Raw genomic sequence first — 20494 nt, forward strand, 5'->3', positions numbered from 1 at the left:
AAGGAAGCACCGTGTTTGGAGTCGGCGGATTTGAGCTTTTCCTCATTCTGCTGTTCGGGTTCCTCATTTTCGGGCCCGATAAGCTGCCTGCCATCGCGAAGACCGTCGGAAAGGGCATCGCGAAGTTCAGGAACGCCCAAGAGGAGATGAGCGGCGTCCTGAAGGGCGAGATGGTATTCGACAAGGACTCCGACGAGCCCTTCAAGAACCCGCTGGACGTGCTGGACGACGCCGCCGCCAAGGCGAAGAAGGGCGCAGATGCGGCCAAGAAGACGGCCTCCACGGTGTCCAAGAAGGTCGGCGATGCCTCCAAGAGCGCCTCGGGTGCTCCGGCGGCCGGGGTGGCCGGCGCCACGGCAGCCGCTGCCAAGAAGGCCGCGGAGAAGCCGGCCGAAGGCGACGCCGAGGCCACTGAGGCCGAGGCTCCCGCCAAGCAGGAGAGCTTCGCCGAGCGCAAGGCCCGCTACGACCGCGAGCGCGCGGCCAAGAAGGAGGCCGAGGCCGAGGCGGCCAAGAAGGCCGAGGCCGAGAAGCGCGCCCAGGAGGCGGCCGAGCGCAAGGCCGCGGCCGAGAAGAAGCGCGCTGAAGAAAAGGCCAAGCGCGAGGCCGAGAAGAAGGCCAAGGAGGAAGCGGAGGCCAAAGCCAAGGCCGCCGCGGCCGACGAGCCCAAGACCATTTCCGAGGCTACCGATGCCTCGTCTGATACGAAGAAGGAGGCCTAAGTCATGCCTATCGGACCGGCACGTATGCCCCTCTTCGACCACTTGGGCGAGCTGCGTATGCGCTTGGTGCGCATCGTGGCCTGCCTGGCCGTGGCCGTGGTGGTGTTCTACATGGCAACGCCTACCATGGGCCAGTTCCTGCTTATGCCCATCGCCGGCTTTTTGCCCGACTCGGGCGCGGGCGAGGCGTGGCTGTACGCCCTCGATCCCTTCGAGGCGTTCTCGGTGCGTTTCGAGATCTCTCTGTGGGCCGGTGTGGTGGCCACTTCGCCGGTTATCCTCTGGCAGCTGCTGGCGTTTTTCCTGCCGGCTTTGAAGCCCGAGGAGCGCAAGTGGTTCATTCCCACGTTCAGCGCCGCCGTGGCCCTGTTCATCATCGGTACGGTGTTCTGCTACTGCGTCATCCTGACGCCGGCGTTCCAGTGGTTGACCGATCAGGCCATGGGATTGGGCAGCGTGCTTCCGCGCATGTCCTCCTACATCGACATGATCATCAAGTTCGAGATTGCCTTCGGCTTCGCCTTCGAGTTGCCCCTGGTTATCTTCTACTTGGTTATCTTCGACGTTATTCCCTATAAGAAGTTGCGCGGCAGCTGGCGTACCGTTTATGTGGTGCTCATGGTGCTCTGCGCCGTGGTTACCCCCGACGCGTCGCCCGTTACCATGCTGCTCATGTTCGCGGCCATGATCGTGCTCTACGAGGGCTCGCTGTTCCTGGCCCGCATTGTGCTGGCGCGCCGTATCAAGCGCCAGAACGCCGAGCTGGCCGCCGAAGAGGACGAGTAGCGTCCATGCACGAGCTGGGCATTATGACCGGTGTCGTGGACGCGGCTACGAAGGCTGCCCACGAGGCCGGGGCCACGCGGTTGATTGGCGTGACGCTGCGCATCGGTGAGATGACCGAGGCGGTGGAAGACGCGCTGAACTTCGCCTTCGAGGCGCTGACTGAGGCGGATGATTTCACCAAGGGCGCCGCGCTCGATATCATCATGGTGCGCCCCAAGAGCATCTGTTTGGAGTGCGGCGCCGAATTCGAGCACGACCGCTTCCAAATCTTCTGCCCCTCCTGCGACAGCTTCGCCACGGAGCTCATAGCTGGGCGCGAGCTGCAAATCGATTCTATCGAGGTGGACCTGCCCGAATCCAGCGGGGAGTAGCACCCAAAGAACAGAGCGCTGCCATATTCATGGCAGCGCTTTTTCGTTGAAAGGAACTGGTTCATGGAACCTATGGTCATGTACAACGCTTGTGTCGAGGCCTTGGAAACCTATGTCCGCAGGGCGGGCTTTACCGAGGTGGTCATCGGGCTGTCCGGGGGCATGGACTCGTCGCTGGTGGCGGTTATGGCGGTCGACGCCCTGGGCGCCTCCTCCGTGCACGGGGTCATGCTGCCAGGGCCTTATTCCAGCGATTCGTCCCTGACCGACGCTGAAGAGCTTGCAGCCAACTTAGGCATCGAGGTGTCCACCGTGTCTATCTGCAAGCCCTTTGAGGCGTTTGCGGAAGTGCTGGCGCAACCGTGCGGCGGGGCCCTGGAGGGCCTGGCCGCCGAGAACACCCAGGCTCGCTGTCGCATGGTGTGTCTCATGGCCCTGTCCAACGCCCACGGCTGGCTTATGCTGAACACGGGCAACAAGTCCGAGGCCTGCATGGGCTACTCTACCCTCTACGGCGACACGGCCGGTGCCTTCGCCCCGTTGGGCGGCCTGTACAAGACCGACGTGTTTGCCGTGGCTCGATGGCGCAACCAGCGGGCGCAGGAGCGCGGAGAGGTGCCTCCCATTCCCGCCAACGTGTTCGTGAAGCCGCCCTCGGCCGAGTTGGCGCCCGACCAAGAGGACGAGAAGTCCCTGGGCATTGACTACGACACGCTGGACCGCATCCTCGAGGCCTCGGTGGAGCACGGCCGCTCGGTGGACGCCATTGCCGCTGAGGGCTTCGATCGCTCCTTGGTGGAGTCCGTGGTGGCCCGTACCGCGGCCAACGCCTTCAAGCGCGCTTTGGAGCCGCCGTACCCCAGCGTTTCGTTCTACGAGTAAACAACCGCGCAACTACACCGCCTGCGGTATGGCGAGGGCGCGGACGGTGGGGTACCATGACCCTCATGGATACCATTTTCGTACAACGCAAGAAGCTGTCCGCCATGGACTGGCTCATCGATGCGGTCATTGCGGCCGGCGCTTTCGGCTTCGCCTGCCTGCAGTTGACGCTTTCGGCCAACCTCATGTTTCCCGATGAGGCCCTGCGCCGCTTTATGGGCATCGAGGCCGTGGTGCCCACGGGTTGGACCATCTTCGCTATTGCTCTGACCACGCTGCCCTTGGTGGCGCGGCGCAAAGTGCCCTGGATCGTCTTCGGCTGGTGCCTGCTTTCCTGGGTATGGCTCCAGGGTGAGATGGCGGGGCTGTCGCTGTCGGTAGCGGGGCCCATCATCGCCCTGTTCACCGTGGCCTCGCTGCGGGGGCGTACCGAGGCGGCCATTGCCGGGGTGGTGGCGTGCTTCGTGCTGCTGCTTGCTCCCTCGGCCAATCCCGAATCGCAGATGCTCACGCAGCTGACGGTTTTTCAGAATCTGGCCCTGGCCCTGGCTGCCGTCTTTGCCGGCTACGGCCTGCACGAGCACCAGGATCGCGTACGGGTCATGGAGGAACGCGCCGCCGAGGCCGAGCGCACCCGCGAGACCGAGGCCGCTCGCCGCGTGGAAGAGGAGCGCGTCTCCATTGCCCGCGAGGTGCATGACATCACAGCGCATTCGCTCTCGGCGGTCAGTATCCAGGCGGCCGCGGCCGAGCGCCTGATCGATCGCGATCCGGCCGCCGCCAAAGAGGCCATTGCCGAGGTGCGCCGCACCTCGAAATCGGCCCTTGAGGAAATTCGCGCCATGATCGGCGTCCTGCGCTCGGGTCCCCAGCAGGCGGAAACGGTCCCCACGGAAGGCACCGATCGCATGGCCGATCTGGTGGCCTACTTGGAGGGTGCGGGGCTTACGGTGTCGCTGGACATGGAAAGGTATCGCCGTGGGGAGGTGCCGGCCTTCATCGACGTGGCTCTTTACGGCATTGCCCGCGAGGCGGCTACCAATATCGTGCGCCATGCGGGCGCAACCCAAGCGGTCATTGTGCTTGCCACCAACGAAGAGGCCGGGGCCGTGCAGTTGGCGGTCGACGACAACGGCCACGGCCTGGCCGTCGAGGAGCTGCGTCCCAATCACCACGGCTTGCGCGGTATGCGCGAGCGCGCCCGCCTCCTGGGAGGCACCTTCGCCGCCTCGCCAAGCTCTTCGGGCGGGGTGCGCATTGCCGTGACCATTCCGCTTGCCCAGAAGGAGGAGCCTCGTGAGTAGCGAATCGCCCATTACCGTGCTGGTAGTGGATGACCAGGATCTGGTGCGCAGCGGTTTCAAGGCCATTTTGAGCACCTACGACGGCATCGAGATTGTCGGTACGGCCCGCAACGGCGTCGAGGCCGTGCAGGAGGCGCAGCGGCTCAAGCCCGACGTGGTGCTCATGGACATCCGCATGCCGGAAATGAGCGGTATCGAGGCCACGCGCGCCATCACGGGCAATCCTCTGCTGGCAAAGACGCGGGTGCTGGTGCTCACCACCTTCGACATCGACGAATACGTCTACGACGCTTTGGGCGCCGGCGCCAGCGGCTTTCTGCTGAAGGACGCTGATCCCGACGAGATCGTGGCGGCCATTCGCGTGGTGGCCGATGGCGATGCGCTCATTCAGCCCAAGGTGATGCGCCGCTTGGTGGAAACCTTCGTGGCCGCCCGTCCTCGAGCGGGGTGGGGCAGTGCCGATGCCGCCGATGGGCGCCGAGCGGCCCTGGCCACCCTGACCGATCGCGAGCGCGAGATTCTCATGCTGGTGGCGCGGGGGCTGTCCAACGATGAGATTGCCGAGGATCTGTTTATCTCTCCGGCTACGGTAAAGACGCATCTGGCACGCATTATGGCGAAGACCGACGCTCACGACCGCGCTCAGCTGGTGGTGTTCGCCTATGAGACCGGTTTGGTATCACCAGCAAGGTAATCCCTGATCAAAGCCATAATCGCAAGAAATCTGAGCGTAAAAAACTCAAATTTTTTCGCCGTACTACTTGTTTTCCGCCCCGTTGCTGTTATGATGTCTTCCTGTTTAGCACTCGTAGTTGAAGAGTGCTAGCACTTACCCTCATCGAGTGGTTAAATTGGAAGTTGTGCAAAAGCACTACGACACCATTGAAAGGACGGCAAGTTATGAAATTGAAGCCTCTGGGCGATCGCGTCATCCTCAAGCAGGACGAGGCTGAGGTAACTACTGCCTCCGGCCTGTTCCTGGCCTCCGATGCCAAGGAAAAGCCCCAGACGGGCACCATCATTGCGGTGGGCGACGGCAAGATGGGCAAGGACGGCAAGCTGCTGCCTATGCCCGTGAAAGTCGGCGACAAGGTTATCTACGGCAAGTTCGGCGGCACCGAGGTGGCCCTCGATGGCGAGAACGTGCTGATCATGCGTATTGACGACATCTACGCGGTGGTTGAATAAATCCAACCATCGACGGCTTTCCGTGGCGGCCGCCTCGCACCTCAAGTCTCTCGCGGGGTTCGCACGCGACCACAAGGTCGCTTAGCTCACGCCCGCTCGGCCTTTCGGCACGATGCGACTCACCACGAAAAGCCTGCTGTTAACTTACTTGATTTGAAAGGAACGCGAACTAATGGCTAAGGAAATTAAGTTCGATACCGATGCTCGCTCCGGCCTGGCCGCGGGCGTTTCCAAGCTGGCCGACGCCGTCAAGGTCACCCTCGGCCCCAAGGGTCGCTACGTGGCGCTTGAGAAGTCCTACGGCGCTCCGCTCATCACCAACGACGGCGTGACCGTCGCCAAGGAAGTCGAGCTGGAGAACCCCGTGGAGAACATGGGCGCCCAGCTGGTGCGCGAAGTGGCCGTGAAGACCAATGACGTGGCCGGCGACGGCACCACCACCGCCACCCTGCTCGCCGACGTCATCGTCTCCGAGGGCCTGAAGAACGTCACCGCCGGCGCCGATGCCCTGGGCATTCGTCGCGGCATCGAGAAGGCCACCGACGCGGTGGTCGAGGCCATCAAGGCCTCCGCTACGCCGGTGTCCACCAAGGAGCAGATTGCCAACGTCGGCCGCATCTCCGCTGGCGACCTTGCCATCGGCGACAAGATCGCCGAGGCCATGGACGCCGTGGGCAAGGACGGCGCCATCTCCGTGGAAGAGTCCCAGACCTTCGGCATCGAGATGGACCTCGTCGAGGGCATGCAGTACGACCGCGGCTACATTTCTCCCTACATGGCTACCGACATGGAGAAGATGGAAGCGGTGCTGAAGGACCCCTACGTCCTGCTCACCGACATGAAGATCAACTCCATCCAGGACATGGTTCCGCTGCTGGAGGAGATCATGCGCGCCCAGCGCCCGCTGTTCATCGTGGCTGAGGACGTGGAGGGCGAGGCCCTGTCCACCATCCTGCTGAACCGTCTGCGCGGCACCCTGAACGTGGTGGCCATCAAGGCCCCCGGCTTCGGCGATCGCCGCAAGCGCATCCTCGAGGACATCGCTGTGGTTACCGGCGCTCAGGTCATCGACAAGGACTTCGGCATGACCATGGCCGACGCCACCATGGAGATGCTCGGCTCCGCCAAGACCGTGAAGGTCACCAAGGACACCGCCCTTATCGTTGACGGTGCCGGCAAGAAAGAAGACATCGAGAACCGCATCCAGATCATCCGCGCCGAGCTCGAGCGCGTCGACTCCGACTTCGATCGCGAGAAGGCTCAGGAGCGTCTGGCGAAGCTGTCCGGCGGCGTGGCCGTGCTGAAGGTGGGCGCTGCTACCGAGTCCGAGCTGAAGGAGAAGAAGTCCCGCATCGAGGACGCCCTGCAGGCTACCCGCGCGGCCGTTGAGGAGGGCATCGTCGCCGGCGGCGGCGTGGCTCTGGTCGACGCCATTGGCTGCCTGGATGCCGTGCAGGCTTCCGACAAGGACGAGGAAGTGGGCATCGACATCATCCGCAAGGCCATCGAGGCTCCCATGCGCGCCATTGCCCAGAACGCTGGCTTCGAGGGCTCCGTCGTGGTCGAGAAGGTGAAGAGCCTGCCGAAGGGCGAGGGTCTGAACTGCGCCAACGGCGAGTACGGCAACATGATCGAGATGGGCGTGAACGACCCGGTGAAGGTGACCCGCACCGCGCTGCAGTCCGCAGCTTCCGTGGCGGCCCTCATCCTCATCACCGAGGCCACCATCAACGAGATCCCCAAGGAGGGTCCGGACCTGTCCGCTCTGGCCGGTGCCATGGGTGGCGGCGGCGGAATGTACTAAGCCGCAACAAAGGTTGACTCACCGATTTTGGCGCAGTCGTCAAAGCGCTAACTCGAGAAGCCGTCGGTTCTTCGGAGCCGGCGGCTTTTTATTGTTATGGGTTTGATATCGCCAAGATAAGCGAGTTCTTCTAAGATAGAGGAAGACGTTTTTCGCATCCCAAGGAGGTTTTCGTGGAGCTGATGGAGCAGCGCATTCTGCGCGATGGCGTGGTGAAGGCGGGCGGCGTTCTAAAGGTGGACGCGTTCCTCAACCACCAGATGGATATCGAGCTGTTCTCCGCCATGGCCGAGGAATGGAAGCGCCTGTTCGCCGATAAGCCCATCAACAAGGTGCTGACCATCGAAGCCTCCGGCATTGGCATTGCCGCCGTGGTGGCCCATCATTTCGGAGTGCCCGTGGTGTTCGCGAAGAAGACCCAGTCCATCAACTTGGACGGCACTATGTACTCCACGCGCATTCAGTCCTTCACGCACAACCGCATCTACGACGTTATTGTGTCTACGCGTTTTCTGGGGCCCGATGATCACGTGCTTATCATCGACGACTTCCTGGCCAACGGCTGTGCTCTGCGCGGGTTGCTGGAAATTTGCGAGAGCGCCGGCGCCACCGTGGAGGGTATCGGCATAGCCATCGAGAAAGGCTTCCAGGGCGGCGGCGACGAGCTGCGCGAGCAGGGTTACGACCTGCAGTCGCTGGCCATCGTTGAGTCCATGGATCCGGCCACCGGCGCCATCGAGTTCCGTCACTAACCATCACCGCACGTTGGCGGGGGCGAGGGCAGCAGGCTTCGCCCCCGTTTCCGTTATCGATCAAGAAGAAAGAGAGTTCCTGTGAGCGACACTACCCGCACCGATGCTCCGGCGTCCCCCGAAGAGGAAGAGGTAGTTATCGAAAGCGAGGCCGGGGTGGCTTTTCGCGATGGGAAGGAAGAGGCCCTTCGCTCTCTGGATGGTTCCATTGGCTGGCTTGAGGCCTTCCCGTACGGCCTGCAGCACGTGCTGGCCATGTTCGTAGCTAACCTGGCGCCCATTGCCATCATCGTGGGCGCGGCGGGGCTTTCCGAGGACATGCGTGCCGTGCTCATTCAGAATGCTATGTTCATTGCCGGCATCGGCACCTTCATCCAGCTGTTCCCACTTTGGCGCGTCGGTTCGGGGCTGCCCATTGTCATGGGTATCAGCTTCACCTTTGTGACCGTGGCCTGCACCGTGGCGGCTACCCAGGGCTACGGCGCCTTGGTGGGCGCGGTTATTGTGGGAGGCTTGATCGAGGGCGTCCTAGGCTTGTTTGCTCGCTACTGGCGCCGCATCATTACCCCCATTGTGGCGGCCGTGGTAGTAACGGCCATCGGGTTCTCGCTCTTGGGAGTCGGTGCGGCCTCGTTCGGCGGCGGCACCGATGCGGCTGACTTCGGCAGCGCGCCCAACCTTATCCTCGGTACTATCTCGCTGGTAGCGTGCTTGGCCTTCCAGGGTTTGGCCAAGGGGGCCACCAAGCAGCTCTCGGTGCTTTTCGGCCTGGTGGTGGGCTATGTGGTTGCCATTGCGATGGGCAAGGTGGACTTTTCGGGTTTCGCCAATTTCGAGCTGTTCAGCCTGCCGGCCCTTATGCCGGTGATGCCCGAGTTCAACCCTAGCGCCATTGTGTCCATTACGCTGCTGTTCCTGGTGTCGGCTACCGAGACGGTGGGTGATTGCTCGGCGCTGACGGCCGTGGCTCTCAAGCGCTCGCCCAGCGACAAAGAGCTCTCCGGCGCCGTTACGGCCGATGGCGTGGTCAGTACCTTCTCGGGCATCTTCGGCTGCTCGCCGGTTACCTCGTTCTCTCAGAATGTGGGCCTGGTGGCCATGACCGGGGTAGTGAATCGCCGCGCCATTGCCACGGGCGCCTTCGTGCTGGTGCTGGCCGGCTTCGTGCCCGTGATCAGCCTGATCTTCGCCTCGCTGCCCGAGGCGGTGCTGGGCGGCTGTACCATCATGATGTTCGGCAACATCATTGTGTCAGGTTTCCAGATGATTGCCAGCGCCGGCTTCTCCCAGCGCAACATCACCATTGCGGCGCTTTCGCTGGCCGTGGGCATCGGCTTCACCCAAATGAGCGACATCTTCGTCATCTTCCCCGACCTGCTGCAAAGCGTGTTCGCCGACAACTGCGTGGCTATGGTGTTCGTGGTGGCCATTTTGGCCAGCCTGCTTCTGCCAAAGGACGAGAAGGTGCACGGGCCGCTGGTGGTGGAAGACGCAGCAGGAAGCATCCCGCCTTCGGACAATCGCTGAGGACGGTCGGACTCGGCGCGTCAGTTTGCCCTATGCGAAATCCCGAGCTGACTGGCTAGGCACACGGCGCGGCGGGTCTTATCTGGCGGTTGCGCCGCCGCAGCTCCTTGGCCAGCTGCGCTATAAGGTCGTCGTCGGCACGGTAGGCGATGGCAAGGTGTGGGTAGTACTCGTCTCGCACGGGCACGCAGGTAAAATCCCCCTCGAAAAACGCCGGCGCAATAGGCGTGTTGCGATTAATGGGGCACACTTCATGGGTGATGTCCCAGGAGTACACATCGCCCTCGTCTTGAAACGGCTTGCTTACCGAACGGGGCGTAAAGCCGTGGAGGTTGCAGAGACGCTTGAATTCCTCCCAGCCGGTGTAGGAGTTGAGAAAATCGCCGCGCGGGAAGACGAACACCTGCCCCTCGAGCGAGTCCATGGACACGCTGGGGACGCTGGCAAGAGGATGGTCGGGCTTAACGGCAAGGTAAAAGGGCTCCTTCCAGACGCTTTCCACCACGATGCGCGCATCGTCGGTTTCGAGGCGCTTGTCAGCCTGGAAGAGCAGGACGGCATCGGCAGGGGAGCCGTTGCGCGCCTCGCCGCCGAACAGCAGCTCCTCAAGGGTGGCGTCTTGGATTGCCTGAGCGCCCCGAAATGCAACTTTGGTCCGTCCTTGACCGAGGGCGGCCAGGGCCGCGCGAATGGCGCCGGGAATGGAGGCGGTGGCAATGTCGCCGCAGAAAACAAGCGGTCGCTGAGCGGCTCCGTCGAGGGGTTTTGCGCTCTGGGCGTCTTGGGCAAGATGTCGGATGGCGTCGGCCGTCTCGATGATGTCGGTGGCGCGGTCGAGTACTGCTTCTCCCAGGGCGGTTGGGAAACAGCCATGCTCCGTTCGCTGCAGAAGAGGAATGCCCAGGTCTTGCTCAAGGGCGTGCATGTGGCGGCTGAGGGCGGGCTGCGAGAGCGACAAGCTCAGGGCAGCGCGGCTCATGCTGCCAGCGCGGCATACTTCCACGAACTCAGCTAAATAGTCGTACAACATTGAGGCCTCCCCTGGCTGCCCGATCCTGTTTCACAGAGGGCTATGCAGATTTGCATAGCCAGTATACCGCTTTGAGGGTGCCAGCGCAGCAAGACGTCATGGCGCGAAGAACGAAGGCGGGAGGGCGCATTTTGGCGGGGCTGTCCATAATAAAGACACGGATAGTACCGACCAAGGAGGACATCATGGGGAACATTACACGACGAGCGCTGTTGGGTGGATCGCTGGCTGCGGGAGCCGCTCTGGTGCTGGGAGGCTGCTCTTCGCCAGCACCGGCGCAAAGCGGCGAGGGCGCGGCTGCCGAGGGAGCGACAGAGGCGTCTGCCCCCACCACCTACACGCCGGATGAGACGATCAGCTGCGATTTGGTGGTAGTGGGGGCAGGTATTTCGGGTCTGTCTGCCAGCCTTGAGGCGGCCGAGCAGGGCCTGAGCGTGGTGCTTCTGGAGAAGGAGGCCGTGCTGTCGGGCACCATGGCCGGCACCGAGGGTATTTTCGGCGTCGATTCGAAGCTGCAGCGCGAGGCGAACCTCTCCATGCCAACCCAATGGGAGCTTATCGAGACCGAGCTGGAGTACACCAATTGGCGCACCAACTCGCTCTTGTGGCGCGACGTCATCGATGCGGCCGGCGAGGACATCGATTGGCTGGTGGATCACGGTGCCACGTTCCAGAACATCGACAACTATCTGGGCCAGAGCTCTCACGACACCTTCCACTGGTGGGAAGGGGAAACCGGGGCCATTTCCGGTCAGGCGCTGGGTCAAGCCGTGGCTGATGCCGGGGTCGATGTTCGCATGAGCACGCCGGCCGTGGCCCTTATCAAAAACGGCAATGCCGTTACCGGTTTGTATGCGCAGGGCGAGAACGGTATTTTGGAGGTAGATGCGAAGGCGGTCCTTCTTTCGTGCGGCGGCTTGGCGAACAATCTTGAGCTGCTCGCCGAGAAGACCGGATGGGATCTCGAGGGTGCTATGTCGCTGTTCCCCATCAACAATGTGGGAGACGGTCTGGTGATGGCCACTGAGGCGGGAGCGCGTGAGACGCCGGTGAGCCTGATGAACGTTTTCAGCGCGACGGGTTTTGCCCCCACCGATGCCCTGGTGGTCGGATCGACGCTGCAGCCTACAGCGGTGTTCGTCAATGCTCGGGGCGAGCGTTTCATGCCCGAGGATTTGTATATCAAGAAGTTCTTTGCCTTGGCCACGAATGCCTGGGAAAGCCAGGGAGAGACGTTCTGTCTCGTCAATGGTGCCCTCATCGACCGCATGGAACAAGAGGGATGCTATTGCGGTGTGGCGGCCGTGAAGGCCGGCGATAAGCTGGAGGGTATGCGCGACCAGCTCGAGCAGGCCGCTGCCTCCGGCGAGAGCGGCGTGTACAAAGGCGAGACCATCGAGGAGCTTGCCGCGGCCATGGGCGCGGACCCGGCCGTACTGTCGGCAACTATTGAGCGCTACAACGAATGCTGCCAGGAGGGCAAAGACGTGGACTACGGTAAGAGCCCGGAATACCTGCAGTCGTTCGCCGAAGGCCCTTACTACGCCGTACGTCCCACGCTGTGCATCTTCGCTACGATGGGCGGCATCGACATCGATCGTCAGATGAGGGTGCTCGACGAAGCGGGTGCGCCTATCGAAGGACTTTACAGCTCCGGTAGTGCTTCGTGCATGCTCTACAAGGAGACCTACTGCTACCAGGTGTCGGGCGGTATGAATGCCTACTGCTGCTACTCCGGCCGCGAGGCGGCGCGCCAGGTGGCATCGCTCTAGCCGCCCCTTTCCTGTTCCCTCCCTCAAGGGCGGTCTTCGGACCGCCCTTCGCTGTTGGACGACCGTCGGGAAAAGGTTGCCGAAGGGATAAGGGGAAACCGCTATTATTCTTCCTATGGAAGAAATCGCACATATTGCCGAACATGTCATGGAGCATTCCCTGGAGGACACGCTCTATCTTATCCCGTTTCTGTTTGTCACCTACCTGGCCATGGAGTGGCTTGAGCACAAGACGGGCGCCAAAACCCAGAATGCCATCCGTCATGCCGGGGCTGCGGGTCCTATCGTGGGCGCTCTTTTGGGCGTGGTGCCTCAGTGCGGGTTCTCGGCCGTGGCGGCCACGCTGTGGGCCGGTCGCGTCATCACCTTGGGCACGCTGTTCGCCGTGTTCCTTTCCACTTCCGATGAGATGCTGCCCATTTTCCTGGCCGAGCAAGTGCCGGGCAACACCATCTTGTCCATTATGGGCGCGAAGGTGGTTATCGGCATGGTCATGGGTTTCATTGTGGACGCGGTGCTGCGTCTGGCGCGTCGCGACAAGGACAAGCTGCGTATTCACGAACTGTGCGAGCAGGACAAGTGCGGCTGCAACCACGATTGCGAGGCCTGCGAGGAGAACCCTGAGCTGGCTTATCAGCACTACGATGACGCGCAGCTGGCCGCCGCCACCGAGCCCGAAGGCCTGTTGGGCGATTTGGCCAGTGGATCCAAGGTTCACCGTCATGAAGGCCATGAGGCCTGCGAATGCGCCCATGACCACGAAACGCACGCGCACGACTGCAGCGACCACGACCACGCCCACGACCATGACGGCTCTCACGACGCCGTCGCCTGCTGCCACCACGACCACTCCCACGATGCCGGATGGAAGGGCATCGTGAAAAGCGCCCTGGTGCACACGGTGCAGGTAACGCTCTTCATCTTCATCATCACCATCGCTCTGAACATTGTGCTCGAAACGGTGGGCGAGGATGCTATCGCCCAGTTCCTCGGCGACAACCCCAACTTCTCGGTGTTCGCCACGGCCTTGGTGGGCCTCATCCCGAATTGCGCCGCCAGCGTGGTTATCGCCCAGTTGTACGTCGACGGCGTGCTGGGGGCCGGGGCCATGCTCGCGGGTTTGCTGGTATCGGCCGGCGTGGGTTTGCTGGTGCTGGCGCGCGCGAACCGTCACTGGAAGCAGAACGTGGCCATCATTGTGGTCCTCTATGGCACGGGTGTGTTCTGGGGTCTTATCTGCAACGGTTTAGGTGTTGTTTTCTAGATCTGGGCGCTCCTTGCGGTAGCCCCACCGACGGGTCGTCAAAATTTTATCTTGTGCATTTCCCCAGGTGGTACTATGCTGTCAAAGTCGAGTTGATGGGTAGTATTAGGGAAGAAGGCGAAGGGGACGTGGAGGACCGAAGACGGGTCATCGAGCGTCTGCTGGCTGCGCACGAGGCGTGGTTTGATGTTCAGCGCAATCATCAGTTCGCTGGACGTGCTTTTCCCGGCTATGCCGAATTCCATTCAACGGCCTCCCAGTACGTGTTGGTAAAGCGTGCGAAGCTGTGGGAGGCATCCTCTCATGAGTATCTGTTCTTTTGCGAAACGCCCCACCTGGATGAGGCGACATGGCAGGACCTGCTGTCCTTTATGACTACCGAGGCGCTGGCCAAGGTGACCCTCGAGCCTGCTCATATGAGCTCGTATCTTTCCCTCGTCGTGGTGGCCGATAAGGTCGATGATGGGGTGGTGCGCTCGGTACGTAAGGCGCATTTTCGCAAGAACTTCTTATTCGGCCTGCGTGGATGGGTTGATCTGCGCGTGGCCGTCGTCGATTTGGGACGAGGGGAAATCGACACCAACACTCAGGGAAAACCGCTGAGGGAAACCTTAGCGGCGAACGCGTTTGCCGGCGGTGCGTCCGTCCGGGAGAAAGGGGAGAGCACCGCGGTGGCGACGGTGCTTAGTACCGCTTCTTCCGAGCAGGACGAGGCCGTGGCGGAGGCGTCGGCCGCCAGGGCTTCTTCGCGGTGAAAAACGGAGAAGAAAGGAAGGTAAGCAATGAACGCGTTGATCGTTTTGCTGATCGCCATTGTCGTGCTGGTGTGCGGCTACGTGTTCTACGGCGGCTGGTTGGCCAAGCAATGGGGTATTGAGCCCAACCGCCCCACCCCGGCCCATGAACTGGAGGATGGCGTGGACTACGTGCCCGCAGCGCCCTATGTGGTGCTCGGTCACCATTTCTCGTCCATTGCCGGCGCCGGCCCTATCAACGGCCCCATTCAGGCGGCTATTTTCGGGTGGGTGCCCGTCTTGCTGTGGGTGCTCATCGGCGGTATTTTCTTCGGCGCCATGCATGACTTCGGCGCCCTGTTCGCCTCTATTCGCCACAAGGGGCAGACCCTCGCCACGGTTATCGAGCACAATATCGACGACACGGCCAAGAAGCTGTTCTGCATTTTCGCCTATCTGACGCTGATCTTGGTGGTGGCGGCATTTGCCTCCATTGTGGCCAGCACGTTTGCGGTAGTGCCCGTGACGGCAGAAAATGCTGCTACGGCCGAGGTGGGTAATCTGGCCAACATGCGCACGGCCATGATCTCGGTGCTCTTCATTCTGGTGGCCGTTATCTACGGCTTCGCGACGCGCGGCCGCAAGATTCCCACGGCGGCGAACATCATCTCCGCCATCATTATCATTGTGGCCGTAGTGGCCGTCGGCTACAATCTTCCGCTTATTGCGCTGGACAACACGGCGTGGATGGTGCTGGTGGGTCTGTACATCCTGGTGGCTTCGGTGGCGCCGGTGTGGATTCTGCTCCAGCCGCGCGACTACCTGTCCAGCTACCTGCTCTACGGCATGATCGCCCTGGCGCTTATCGGCATTATCGGTGCTGGGTTCACGGGCGATGCCGTATCGCTGGAAATCCCCGCCTTCACGGGATTCACCGCCGTGGCCGGCGAATCGAAGGTGGCCGCTTCGGGCTTCCTGTTCCCGGCGCTGTTCATCACCATTGCCTGCGGCGCCATTTCTGGCTTCCATAGCCTGGTGGCTTCGGGCACCACTTCTAAGCAGCTTGACCGCGAGGCCGAGGCTCAGCCCATCGCCTATGGCGGCATGCTGTTGGAGTGCCTGGTGGCCGTTATCTCGCTGTGCGCCGTGGCCTTCGTGTTCACGGGCTATATGGACGGCACCTACGCGTCGCCTACTCAGGTGTTCGCTGCCGGTCTGTCCCAGATGCTCGCCTGCGTGCCAGGTCTGGCCGGCGCCGAGTCGGTGGCCTACGCGCTGCTGGTGCTGGCGGTGTCGGTGTTCTGCCTGACCTCGCTTGACACAGCCACTCGTCTGGCTCGCTACATGTTCCAGGAGTTGTTCACGCCCCACGGGGTGGAAATGAACTCGCTGACCGGTTGGCGCGCCGTGCTCACGAATCCGTGGGTGGCCACCATCATTACGGTGATCCTTGGCGTGGGCCTGGGCCTGACGGGCTACCAGCTGGTGTGGCCGCTGTTCGGCGCTGCCAACCAGCTGCTGGCGGCCTTGGGCCTGCTGGCCGTGTGCGCCTGGCTGGGCAACGCTGGTAAGAACAACAAGATGTTCTACTTCCCCATGGTGTTCATGATGGTAGTGACGCTGTGCTCGCTGGCCATTACGGTGTACACGAAGTTCGGCCTTTTGGCCGCCGGCACGGTGGACGCCGCCACGGTGCTGCAGCTGATCATCGCGCTGCTGCTTATGGTGTTCGCGGTGATTCTGGCCGTGAAGGGCTGCAAGACCATCTTCGGCAAGAAAGAACAAGCGCAGGCGTAAAGCGCTTTTCGATGCTGCATACGAGGCCGTTGGGAAATGCCCCAACGGCCTCTTTCGTTTTCTAGAGAAAACTCCATCGCGTGTGGGGCGGAATCTCGCTATAGTGTTTTCAAACGAAAACGAGGGAAAGCGCGCCGAGGGGGCGCAGCTAAGAGAGGAGAACTATGGCTGAGTTGAATGCCGGCATGTCCCGCGAGGCGGCTTTCGAGCTGCTGGCGGCCCACAACAAGGATCCGTTCCATATCGAGCACGGCGAAACAGTGGAGCAGACCATGCGCTACTTCGCCCGCGAGTACGACCCGGAAAACGAGGAGTTCTGGGGCATTGTGGGCTTGCTGCACGACCTGGACTGGGAGGAGCACGACGACGAGCCCGAGCTGCACACCATCTACGCGGCACCGCTCATCGAGGAGGCCGGCGGTACGCCCGAGCTCATTCGCGCCATCCAGTCGCACACGTCCGACTTCAACCCCGAGCTGCCCAAGCCGGAGCTGCAGATGGAGAAGATCCTCTTCGCCACCGAGGAGTTGACGGGCCTCATCGGTGCGGCTATTGTCATGCGACCCAGCAAGTCGGTCATGGACTTCAACGTGAAGTCGCTTAAGAAGAAGTACAAGGACAAGCGCTTTGCCGCCGGCGTGAGCCGCGAGGTTATTGCCAGCGGCGCCGAGATGCTCGGCTGGGAGATGGACGAGCTGTTCGCCCGCACCATCGAAGCCATGCAGTCCTTCGCCCCCGACCGGGACACGTTCCAGCCGGAAGCGTAAGGCTCTCCCTAGCCACCTTCGTCGTCCAAGAGGCTCCCCGAGGGAGCCTCTTATTGTTTACAGCATGGAGTCAGCGACTCATTCTAGGGAAGGGAGGGCTACAATGGGAGCGAACTTGATAGTTCTCCTGATAGATTATTCGACAGAAAGGTTGTCCCCGTGTGGTGTCGTAAAGCGCTGGTGGCCTACGACGGTTCTGCTCCGTCGCACAAGGCTCTTGAGGTCATGAAGGAAATCGCCGACCAGAATCCGGCGTTGGAGGTGGTGCTGGTGCATGTCATGCGCCTGTTCTCCTCGGGCGCGGCCGCGGCTGGTGCCGATACCGTTATGGTGGACGACGCCATGGCTATTCGCCGCGAGCTGGAAGAGATTGCCGACAGCCTGGTCAACCCCACCGAGGTAAAGGTGCTCAAGGGCACCTCGCCGGCCGACCTTATTGTGAACTGCGCCAAGGACGAGGACTGCGACCTCATCATTATGGGCAGCCGCGGCCAGGGCGGCGTGAAGGGCTTCCTCGGGTCGGTCAGCTATGCGGTTACCAAAGAGTCACCCATGACCGTGCTTATCGCGAAAGAAGGCGATCAGCGCTAATGGCTTCTGCCCCATCGGTGCCCGCGACTCCGGCGTCGCGGGCGGCTTCGCCCGCGCCCGAGCCGCTGTGGACGAAGAACTTCATTCTCGGAACGTTGCTCAACTTCTTCCTTGCGGGGAACTACTTCATGCTCATGGTGGTCATGACCGCCTATGCGCTCAATGTGTATCAAGCGCCCCCGGCGGCGGCTGCCTTTTGTGCCAGCGCCTTCATCGTGGGCACGTTGGTCTCCCGTTTCGCGGCGGCTCCTTTGATGGATCGGTTCGGCCGCATGGCGCTGTTGGTGGTGGCTGCCGTGGCCGACGTGGCCCTGACGGCGTTGTACCTGCTCAATGAGCCCTTGGGAGCGCTCATTGGCGTGCGTCTGGTGCACGGCTTCGCCTACGGTGTGTGTTCGACGGCCATTGCCACCGTGGTGACCAGCATCGTTCCCTCCTCCCGCAAAGGAGAAGGCATTGGCTACTTCATGCTGTCCATCACCTTGGGAAGCGCCATTGGTCCTTTTGCCGGTATCTTCCTGTCGAACACCTTTGGCTATGACACGTTGTTTGCCGTGGCGTGCGTTTTGGTTGCGCTGGCCGTTCCTTGCGCCATTCTGCTGAGGCCGCCACGGGAGACGCGCGTAAAAGGATCTGCTGCGCGCACCGAGGATGAGCTGCGTGCCGCCGTCGACGCCACGGCTGGAGCTGTGGCCGATGCGCCCGAGGAGACGCAGCGTGAGGAGGGGGAAGCAGCGAGCGAAGAGGCTCAAGTTGCCAATGAGCCCTGTCCCGTTTGCGCCGGCAATGACGAGCATTGTCCGGCCTGTTCTCGCGTGCCGTCGACGCATCTGGAAGAAGTCATCACCGACAAGGTGGCTCACTCGCCGCTCTCTCGCTTTATCGAGGGCGGTGTGTTGCCCATTTCTGTAGTGGGCGGCCTGCTGTTCTTTGGCTATTCCAGCTTGCTGACGTTTTTGACTCCCTACGCCTCTCAAATTGGGCTGAGCACGGCGGCTAGCGTCTTCTTCGTGGTGTACGCTCTGGCCATGTTCGTGACGCGTCCCTTCACGGGTCGCGCCTTTGATCGCAAGGGTCCGCATCCGGTAATGGTGCCGGCGTTTATCTCGTTTGCTGCCGGCATGGTGCTGCTTTCCTGCGCCGCCAACGATTGGATGCTGTTGGGGTCGGCCCTGCTGCTCGGCTTTGGCGTGGGCACGGTTCAGTCCTGTGGGCTGGCCATGGCGGTGCGGGTTTCCTCCGACGCGCGCCTGTCGGTGGCCAACGCCACCTTCTACATGCTTCTTGACGTGGGCGTGGGCATCGGCCCCATTTTGCTGGGCCTTATTGTGCCGCTTATCGGTTACCAGGCTCTGTACCTGTGCATGGCCGGCGTGGGCATGGTGGCGCTCCTCCTGTTCTTGGTGGTGGCGAAAACCGAGAAGGGCGTGCGGTAAGTGCAAGCTCCATAGAGGAAGAAACGAACAACGGCCCGCAGTGCGGGCCGTTGTTCGTGAGGGGAGGCAGTAAGGATGAGGCTTGCGATTGAGCCCCTCGCCTGTTAGGCCGTCTGGATGTAGTTCGCCATAGCGCGAGCGGCCACGCGACCAGAGGCAAGGGATAGTCCCGAGCACGATCCGCCGACGGCATAGTAAGGCGAGCAGAACAGGCTGCCGTTCTCAACACCGGCCACGTAAAGACCAGGGATGGGATTGGAGTCGGCGTCGAGAGCGCAGCAGGTCTCATCGGTACGCGGACCGCCGAAGGTGTTGAAGGCGCTGGGGTTGTACTCGAAGGCATAGTAGGCGGCAGAGTCGTCCTCGATGGGCTGAAGGAACGCGGGGTTCTTAAGGAATAGCGGGTCGGCCCCAGCGGCTACCGCCTCATCGTACTCTTTGACAGTTTCCTCTAGATTCACGAGCCCTGTCAGCTCGGCCAGCTCGGTGATGCTGGCAGCCTTGAAGCACCAGCCTTCTTCCTGAGCGGCGGCTAGGTTGGCATCAAAGTCGGCAAGGGGAGCGTTGAACATGGTGGCCGCCGACGTCCACACGGCGGGGCTACCGATATTCTGATAATAGGGGCTCTCCTTCATGGCATTTACCGTGTTCTCGCTGAAAATAGCGTAGTAGCATTTCTCGTGAAGCGTGGCCTCGCCGCCGCCGTTCATGGGCTCCTGGGCCAGCATGTACTCGTTCATGAAGCGGTTGCCCTTCGGGTCGGTAAGCAGACCGCCATAGAACGCCAACTGCATGAAGGGGTTGGCCTCGAAAACGGAAATGGTGCTTTTAACATTCATGCCGTAGATGTCGTTCATGCCCATGCCGCGAATGCGATCGGCCACGCCGCCAGCTTCGAGAACCATGCGCTCGCCGTCGCCTGTGTTCTTAAGCGATCCCATATTCACCACGAACGTTCCGCCGTATTCTTCGCGCACCTTCTCTTCGTTTGCCAAGTAACCGCCCGTGCATACCAGGATAGCTTTGGCGTTCACGTTAATGACGTCACGGCCGCATTCGCACTGCACGCCAACGGCCTTGCCGTCCTCCATGAGGATGTGCGTGACAGGGGCGTCGTACAGGAATTCCACACCCAGGGCAGTCAAGCCAGCCTCGAAGTTCTCGCCCTTGTTTTTGCCTGTAAATCCGTGCACATTGAGGAAGCCGAAATTGTAGCGGTCGCCCAGAACCATGGTCTCAACGCCCATCTCGTCAAAGATGTCGATGTTGCTGGGCAAAAGGCTGACGCACTGGCGCAGCAGGCGAGCGTTGACGGTCCAATGGGCGTAGTTCATCATGTGCTCGTACATCTGATCCACTGTGAACGTTTCGCCGGCTTCCTTAAGGAGTGTGGTCTCTACGGAACTAGTTCCTGTGATCTCGTTGAAATTGGAATCGGTGGCGGTGCCGCTTTTGGTGACGATCATAACCTTGCCGACGCCCGCCTGAGCGGCTTCATAGGCGGCAAAACAGCCTGCGGCGCCAGAGCCTACGATGACGATGTCGGCCTCGCGTGTCTCGGTGGGCTCTTTTAGGCTGGCCGCACCGGTGTCGGCCAGATCGGTGGTGTCGGCCGCTTGGGGTGCCGGGGCGCAGCCGGCCAGGCTCGCTGCTCCTGCCATGCCGAACAGGCCGACGGCAGCTCCTGCCAGAAAGTTGCGGCGAGTCAGCTTCGGGGATGCATTCACGATATCCATGGGGTCCTCCTTCTCCCGTTCCTCGGACGGC

19 protein-coding genes are annotated in these 20494 nt (G+C 61.8%); 17 read left to right on the plus strand and 2 right to left on the minus strand.

Annotated features, from left to right (window positions below; all coding sequences use genetic code 11):
* The first annotated feature begins 11 nt into the window (after positions 1 to 11).
* The 10 genes from PZH32_RS05230 to PZH32_RS05275 all read left to right on the plus strand — a co-directional run bounded on the left by PZH32_RS05230 (position 12) and on the right by PZH32_RS05275 (position 9336).
* A complete protein-coding gene (locus PZH32_RS05230) occupies positions 12 to 722 on the plus strand; it encodes a Sec-independent protein translocase subunit TatA/TatB (protein ID WP_275206659.1) in 711 nt (236 codons plus the stop codon).
* Between the two features lie 3 nt (positions 723 to 725).
* Positions 726 to 1508 (plus strand): twin-arginine translocase subunit TatC, encoded by a 783-nt coding sequence (gene tatC / locus PZH32_RS05235; protein ID WP_275206661.1) that lies wholly within the window; start codon positions 726 to 728, stop codon positions 1506 to 1508.
* A gap of 5 nt (positions 1509 to 1513) precedes the next feature.
* Positions 1514 to 1879, plus strand: coding sequence for a hydrogenase maturation nickel metallochaperone HypA (locus tag PZH32_RS05240; protein WP_275206663.1), 366 nt, complete (start codon positions 1514 to 1516; stop codon positions 1877 to 1879).
* A 63-nt stretch (positions 1880 to 1942) separates the two neighbouring features.
* Positions 1943 to 2761, plus strand: a complete 819-nt coding sequence (gene nadE / locus PZH32_RS05245) for an NAD(+) synthase (RefSeq protein ID WP_343074491.1) — start codon at positions 1943 to 1945, stop codon at positions 2759 to 2761.
* A 56-nt stretch (positions 2762 to 2817) separates the two neighbouring features.
* Positions 2818 to 4065, plus strand: a complete 1248-nt coding sequence (locus PZH32_RS05250; protein WP_275206664.1) for a sensor histidine kinase — start codon at positions 2818 to 2820, stop codon at positions 4063 to 4065.
* Positions 4058 to 4759, plus strand: coding sequence for a response regulator transcription factor (locus PZH32_RS05255; protein WP_275206666.1), 702 nt, complete (start codon positions 4058 to 4060; stop codon positions 4757 to 4759). Before PZH32_RS05250 ends, PZH32_RS05255 begins: the two co-directional genes overlap by 8 nt.
* Positions 4760 to 4965: 206 nt before the next feature.
* On the plus strand, positions 4966 to 5253 hold the full coding sequence (locus PZH32_RS05260) for a co-chaperone GroES (protein WP_275206668.1): 288 nt from the start codon (positions 4966 to 4968) through the stop codon (positions 5251 to 5253).
* A gap of 172 nt (positions 5254 to 5425) precedes the next feature.
* Positions 5426 to 7057, plus strand: a complete 1632-nt coding sequence (gene groL / locus PZH32_RS05265) for a chaperonin GroEL (RefSeq protein WP_275206669.1) — start codon at positions 5426 to 5428, stop codon at positions 7055 to 7057.
* Between the two features lie 182 nt (positions 7058 to 7239).
* The gene (locus PZH32_RS05270) at positions 7240 to 7809 is read left to right on the plus strand and encodes a xanthine phosphoribosyltransferase (RefSeq protein ID WP_275206910.1); all 570 of its coding nucleotides are present in this window, start codon (positions 7240 to 7242) and stop codon (positions 7807 to 7809) included.
* Positions 7810 to 7890: 81 nt separating this feature from the next.
* The gene (locus tag PZH32_RS05275; protein ID WP_275206670.1) at positions 7891 to 9336 is read left to right on the plus strand and encodes a uracil-xanthine permease family protein; all 1446 of its coding nucleotides are present in this window, start codon (positions 7891 to 7893) and stop codon (positions 9334 to 9336) included.
* Between the two features lie 55 nt (positions 9337 to 9391).
* Here the strand turns inward: PZH32_RS05275 and PZH32_RS05280 are convergent, their stop codons facing one another.
* Positions 9392 to 10366, minus strand: a complete 975-nt coding sequence (locus PZH32_RS05280; protein WP_275206672.1) for a LysR family transcriptional regulator — start codon at positions 10364 to 10366, stop codon at positions 9392 to 9394.
* A gap of 185 nt (positions 10367 to 10551) precedes the next feature.
* On the opposite strand from PZH32_RS05280, the gene PZH32_RS05285 reads away from it, so the two are divergent.
* The 7 genes from PZH32_RS05285 (at position 10552) to PZH32_RS05315 (ending at position 18727) form a co-directional block, all read left to right on the plus strand.
* Positions 10552 to 12138: an FAD-dependent oxidoreductase gene (locus PZH32_RS05285; RefSeq protein WP_275206674.1), complete on the plus strand. Its 1587-nt coding sequence runs from the start codon at positions 10552 to 10554 to the stop codon at positions 12136 to 12138.
* 115 nt (positions 12139 to 12253) lie between these two features.
* Complete coding sequence (locus PZH32_RS05290; RefSeq protein WP_275206675.1) at positions 12254 to 13402, plus strand: putative manganese transporter; 1149 nt, start codon at positions 12254 to 12256, stop codon at positions 13400 to 13402.
* A gap of 95 nt (positions 13403 to 13497) precedes the next feature.
* The gene (locus tag PZH32_RS05295) at positions 13498 to 14157 is read left to right on the plus strand and encodes a hypothetical protein (protein WP_275206677.1); all 660 of its coding nucleotides are present in this window, start codon (positions 13498 to 13500) and stop codon (positions 14155 to 14157) included.
* Positions 14158 to 14184: 27 nt separating this feature from the next.
* On the plus strand, positions 14185 to 15933 hold the full coding sequence (locus tag PZH32_RS05300) for a carbon starvation CstA family protein (RefSeq protein WP_275206679.1): 1749 nt from the start codon (positions 14185 to 14187) through the stop codon (positions 15931 to 15933).
* A 164-nt stretch (positions 15934 to 16097) separates the two neighbouring features.
* On the plus strand, positions 16098 to 16700 hold the full coding sequence (locus tag PZH32_RS05305) for an HD domain-containing protein (protein ID WP_275206681.1): 603 nt from the start codon (positions 16098 to 16100) through the stop codon (positions 16698 to 16700).
* Positions 16701 to 16859: 159 nt separating this feature from the next.
* Positions 16860 to 17291, plus strand: coding sequence for a universal stress protein (locus tag PZH32_RS05310; protein WP_275206682.1), 432 nt, complete (start codon positions 16860 to 16862; stop codon positions 17289 to 17291).
* Positions 17291 to 18727, plus strand: a complete 1437-nt coding sequence (locus PZH32_RS05315; protein WP_275206683.1) for an MFS transporter — start codon at positions 17291 to 17293, stop codon at positions 18725 to 18727. The genes PZH32_RS05310 and PZH32_RS05315 overlap by 1 nt, the downstream gene beginning before the upstream one ends.
* A 104-nt stretch (positions 18728 to 18831) precedes the next feature.
* On the opposite strand, the gene PZH32_RS05320 is transcribed toward PZH32_RS05315, so the two are convergent.
* Complete coding sequence (locus PZH32_RS05320; protein WP_275206685.1) at positions 18832 to 20463, minus strand: FAD-dependent oxidoreductase; 1632 nt, start codon at positions 20461 to 20463, stop codon at positions 18832 to 18834.
* Positions 20464 to 20494 lie beyond the last annotated feature (31 nt).

Origin of the sequence: Adlercreutzia equolifaciens, from assembly GCF_029076695.1 — a bacterium.
Lineage (GTDB): Bacteria > Actinomycetota > Coriobacteriia > Coriobacteriales > Eggerthellaceae > Adlercreutzia > Adlercreutzia equolifaciens_A.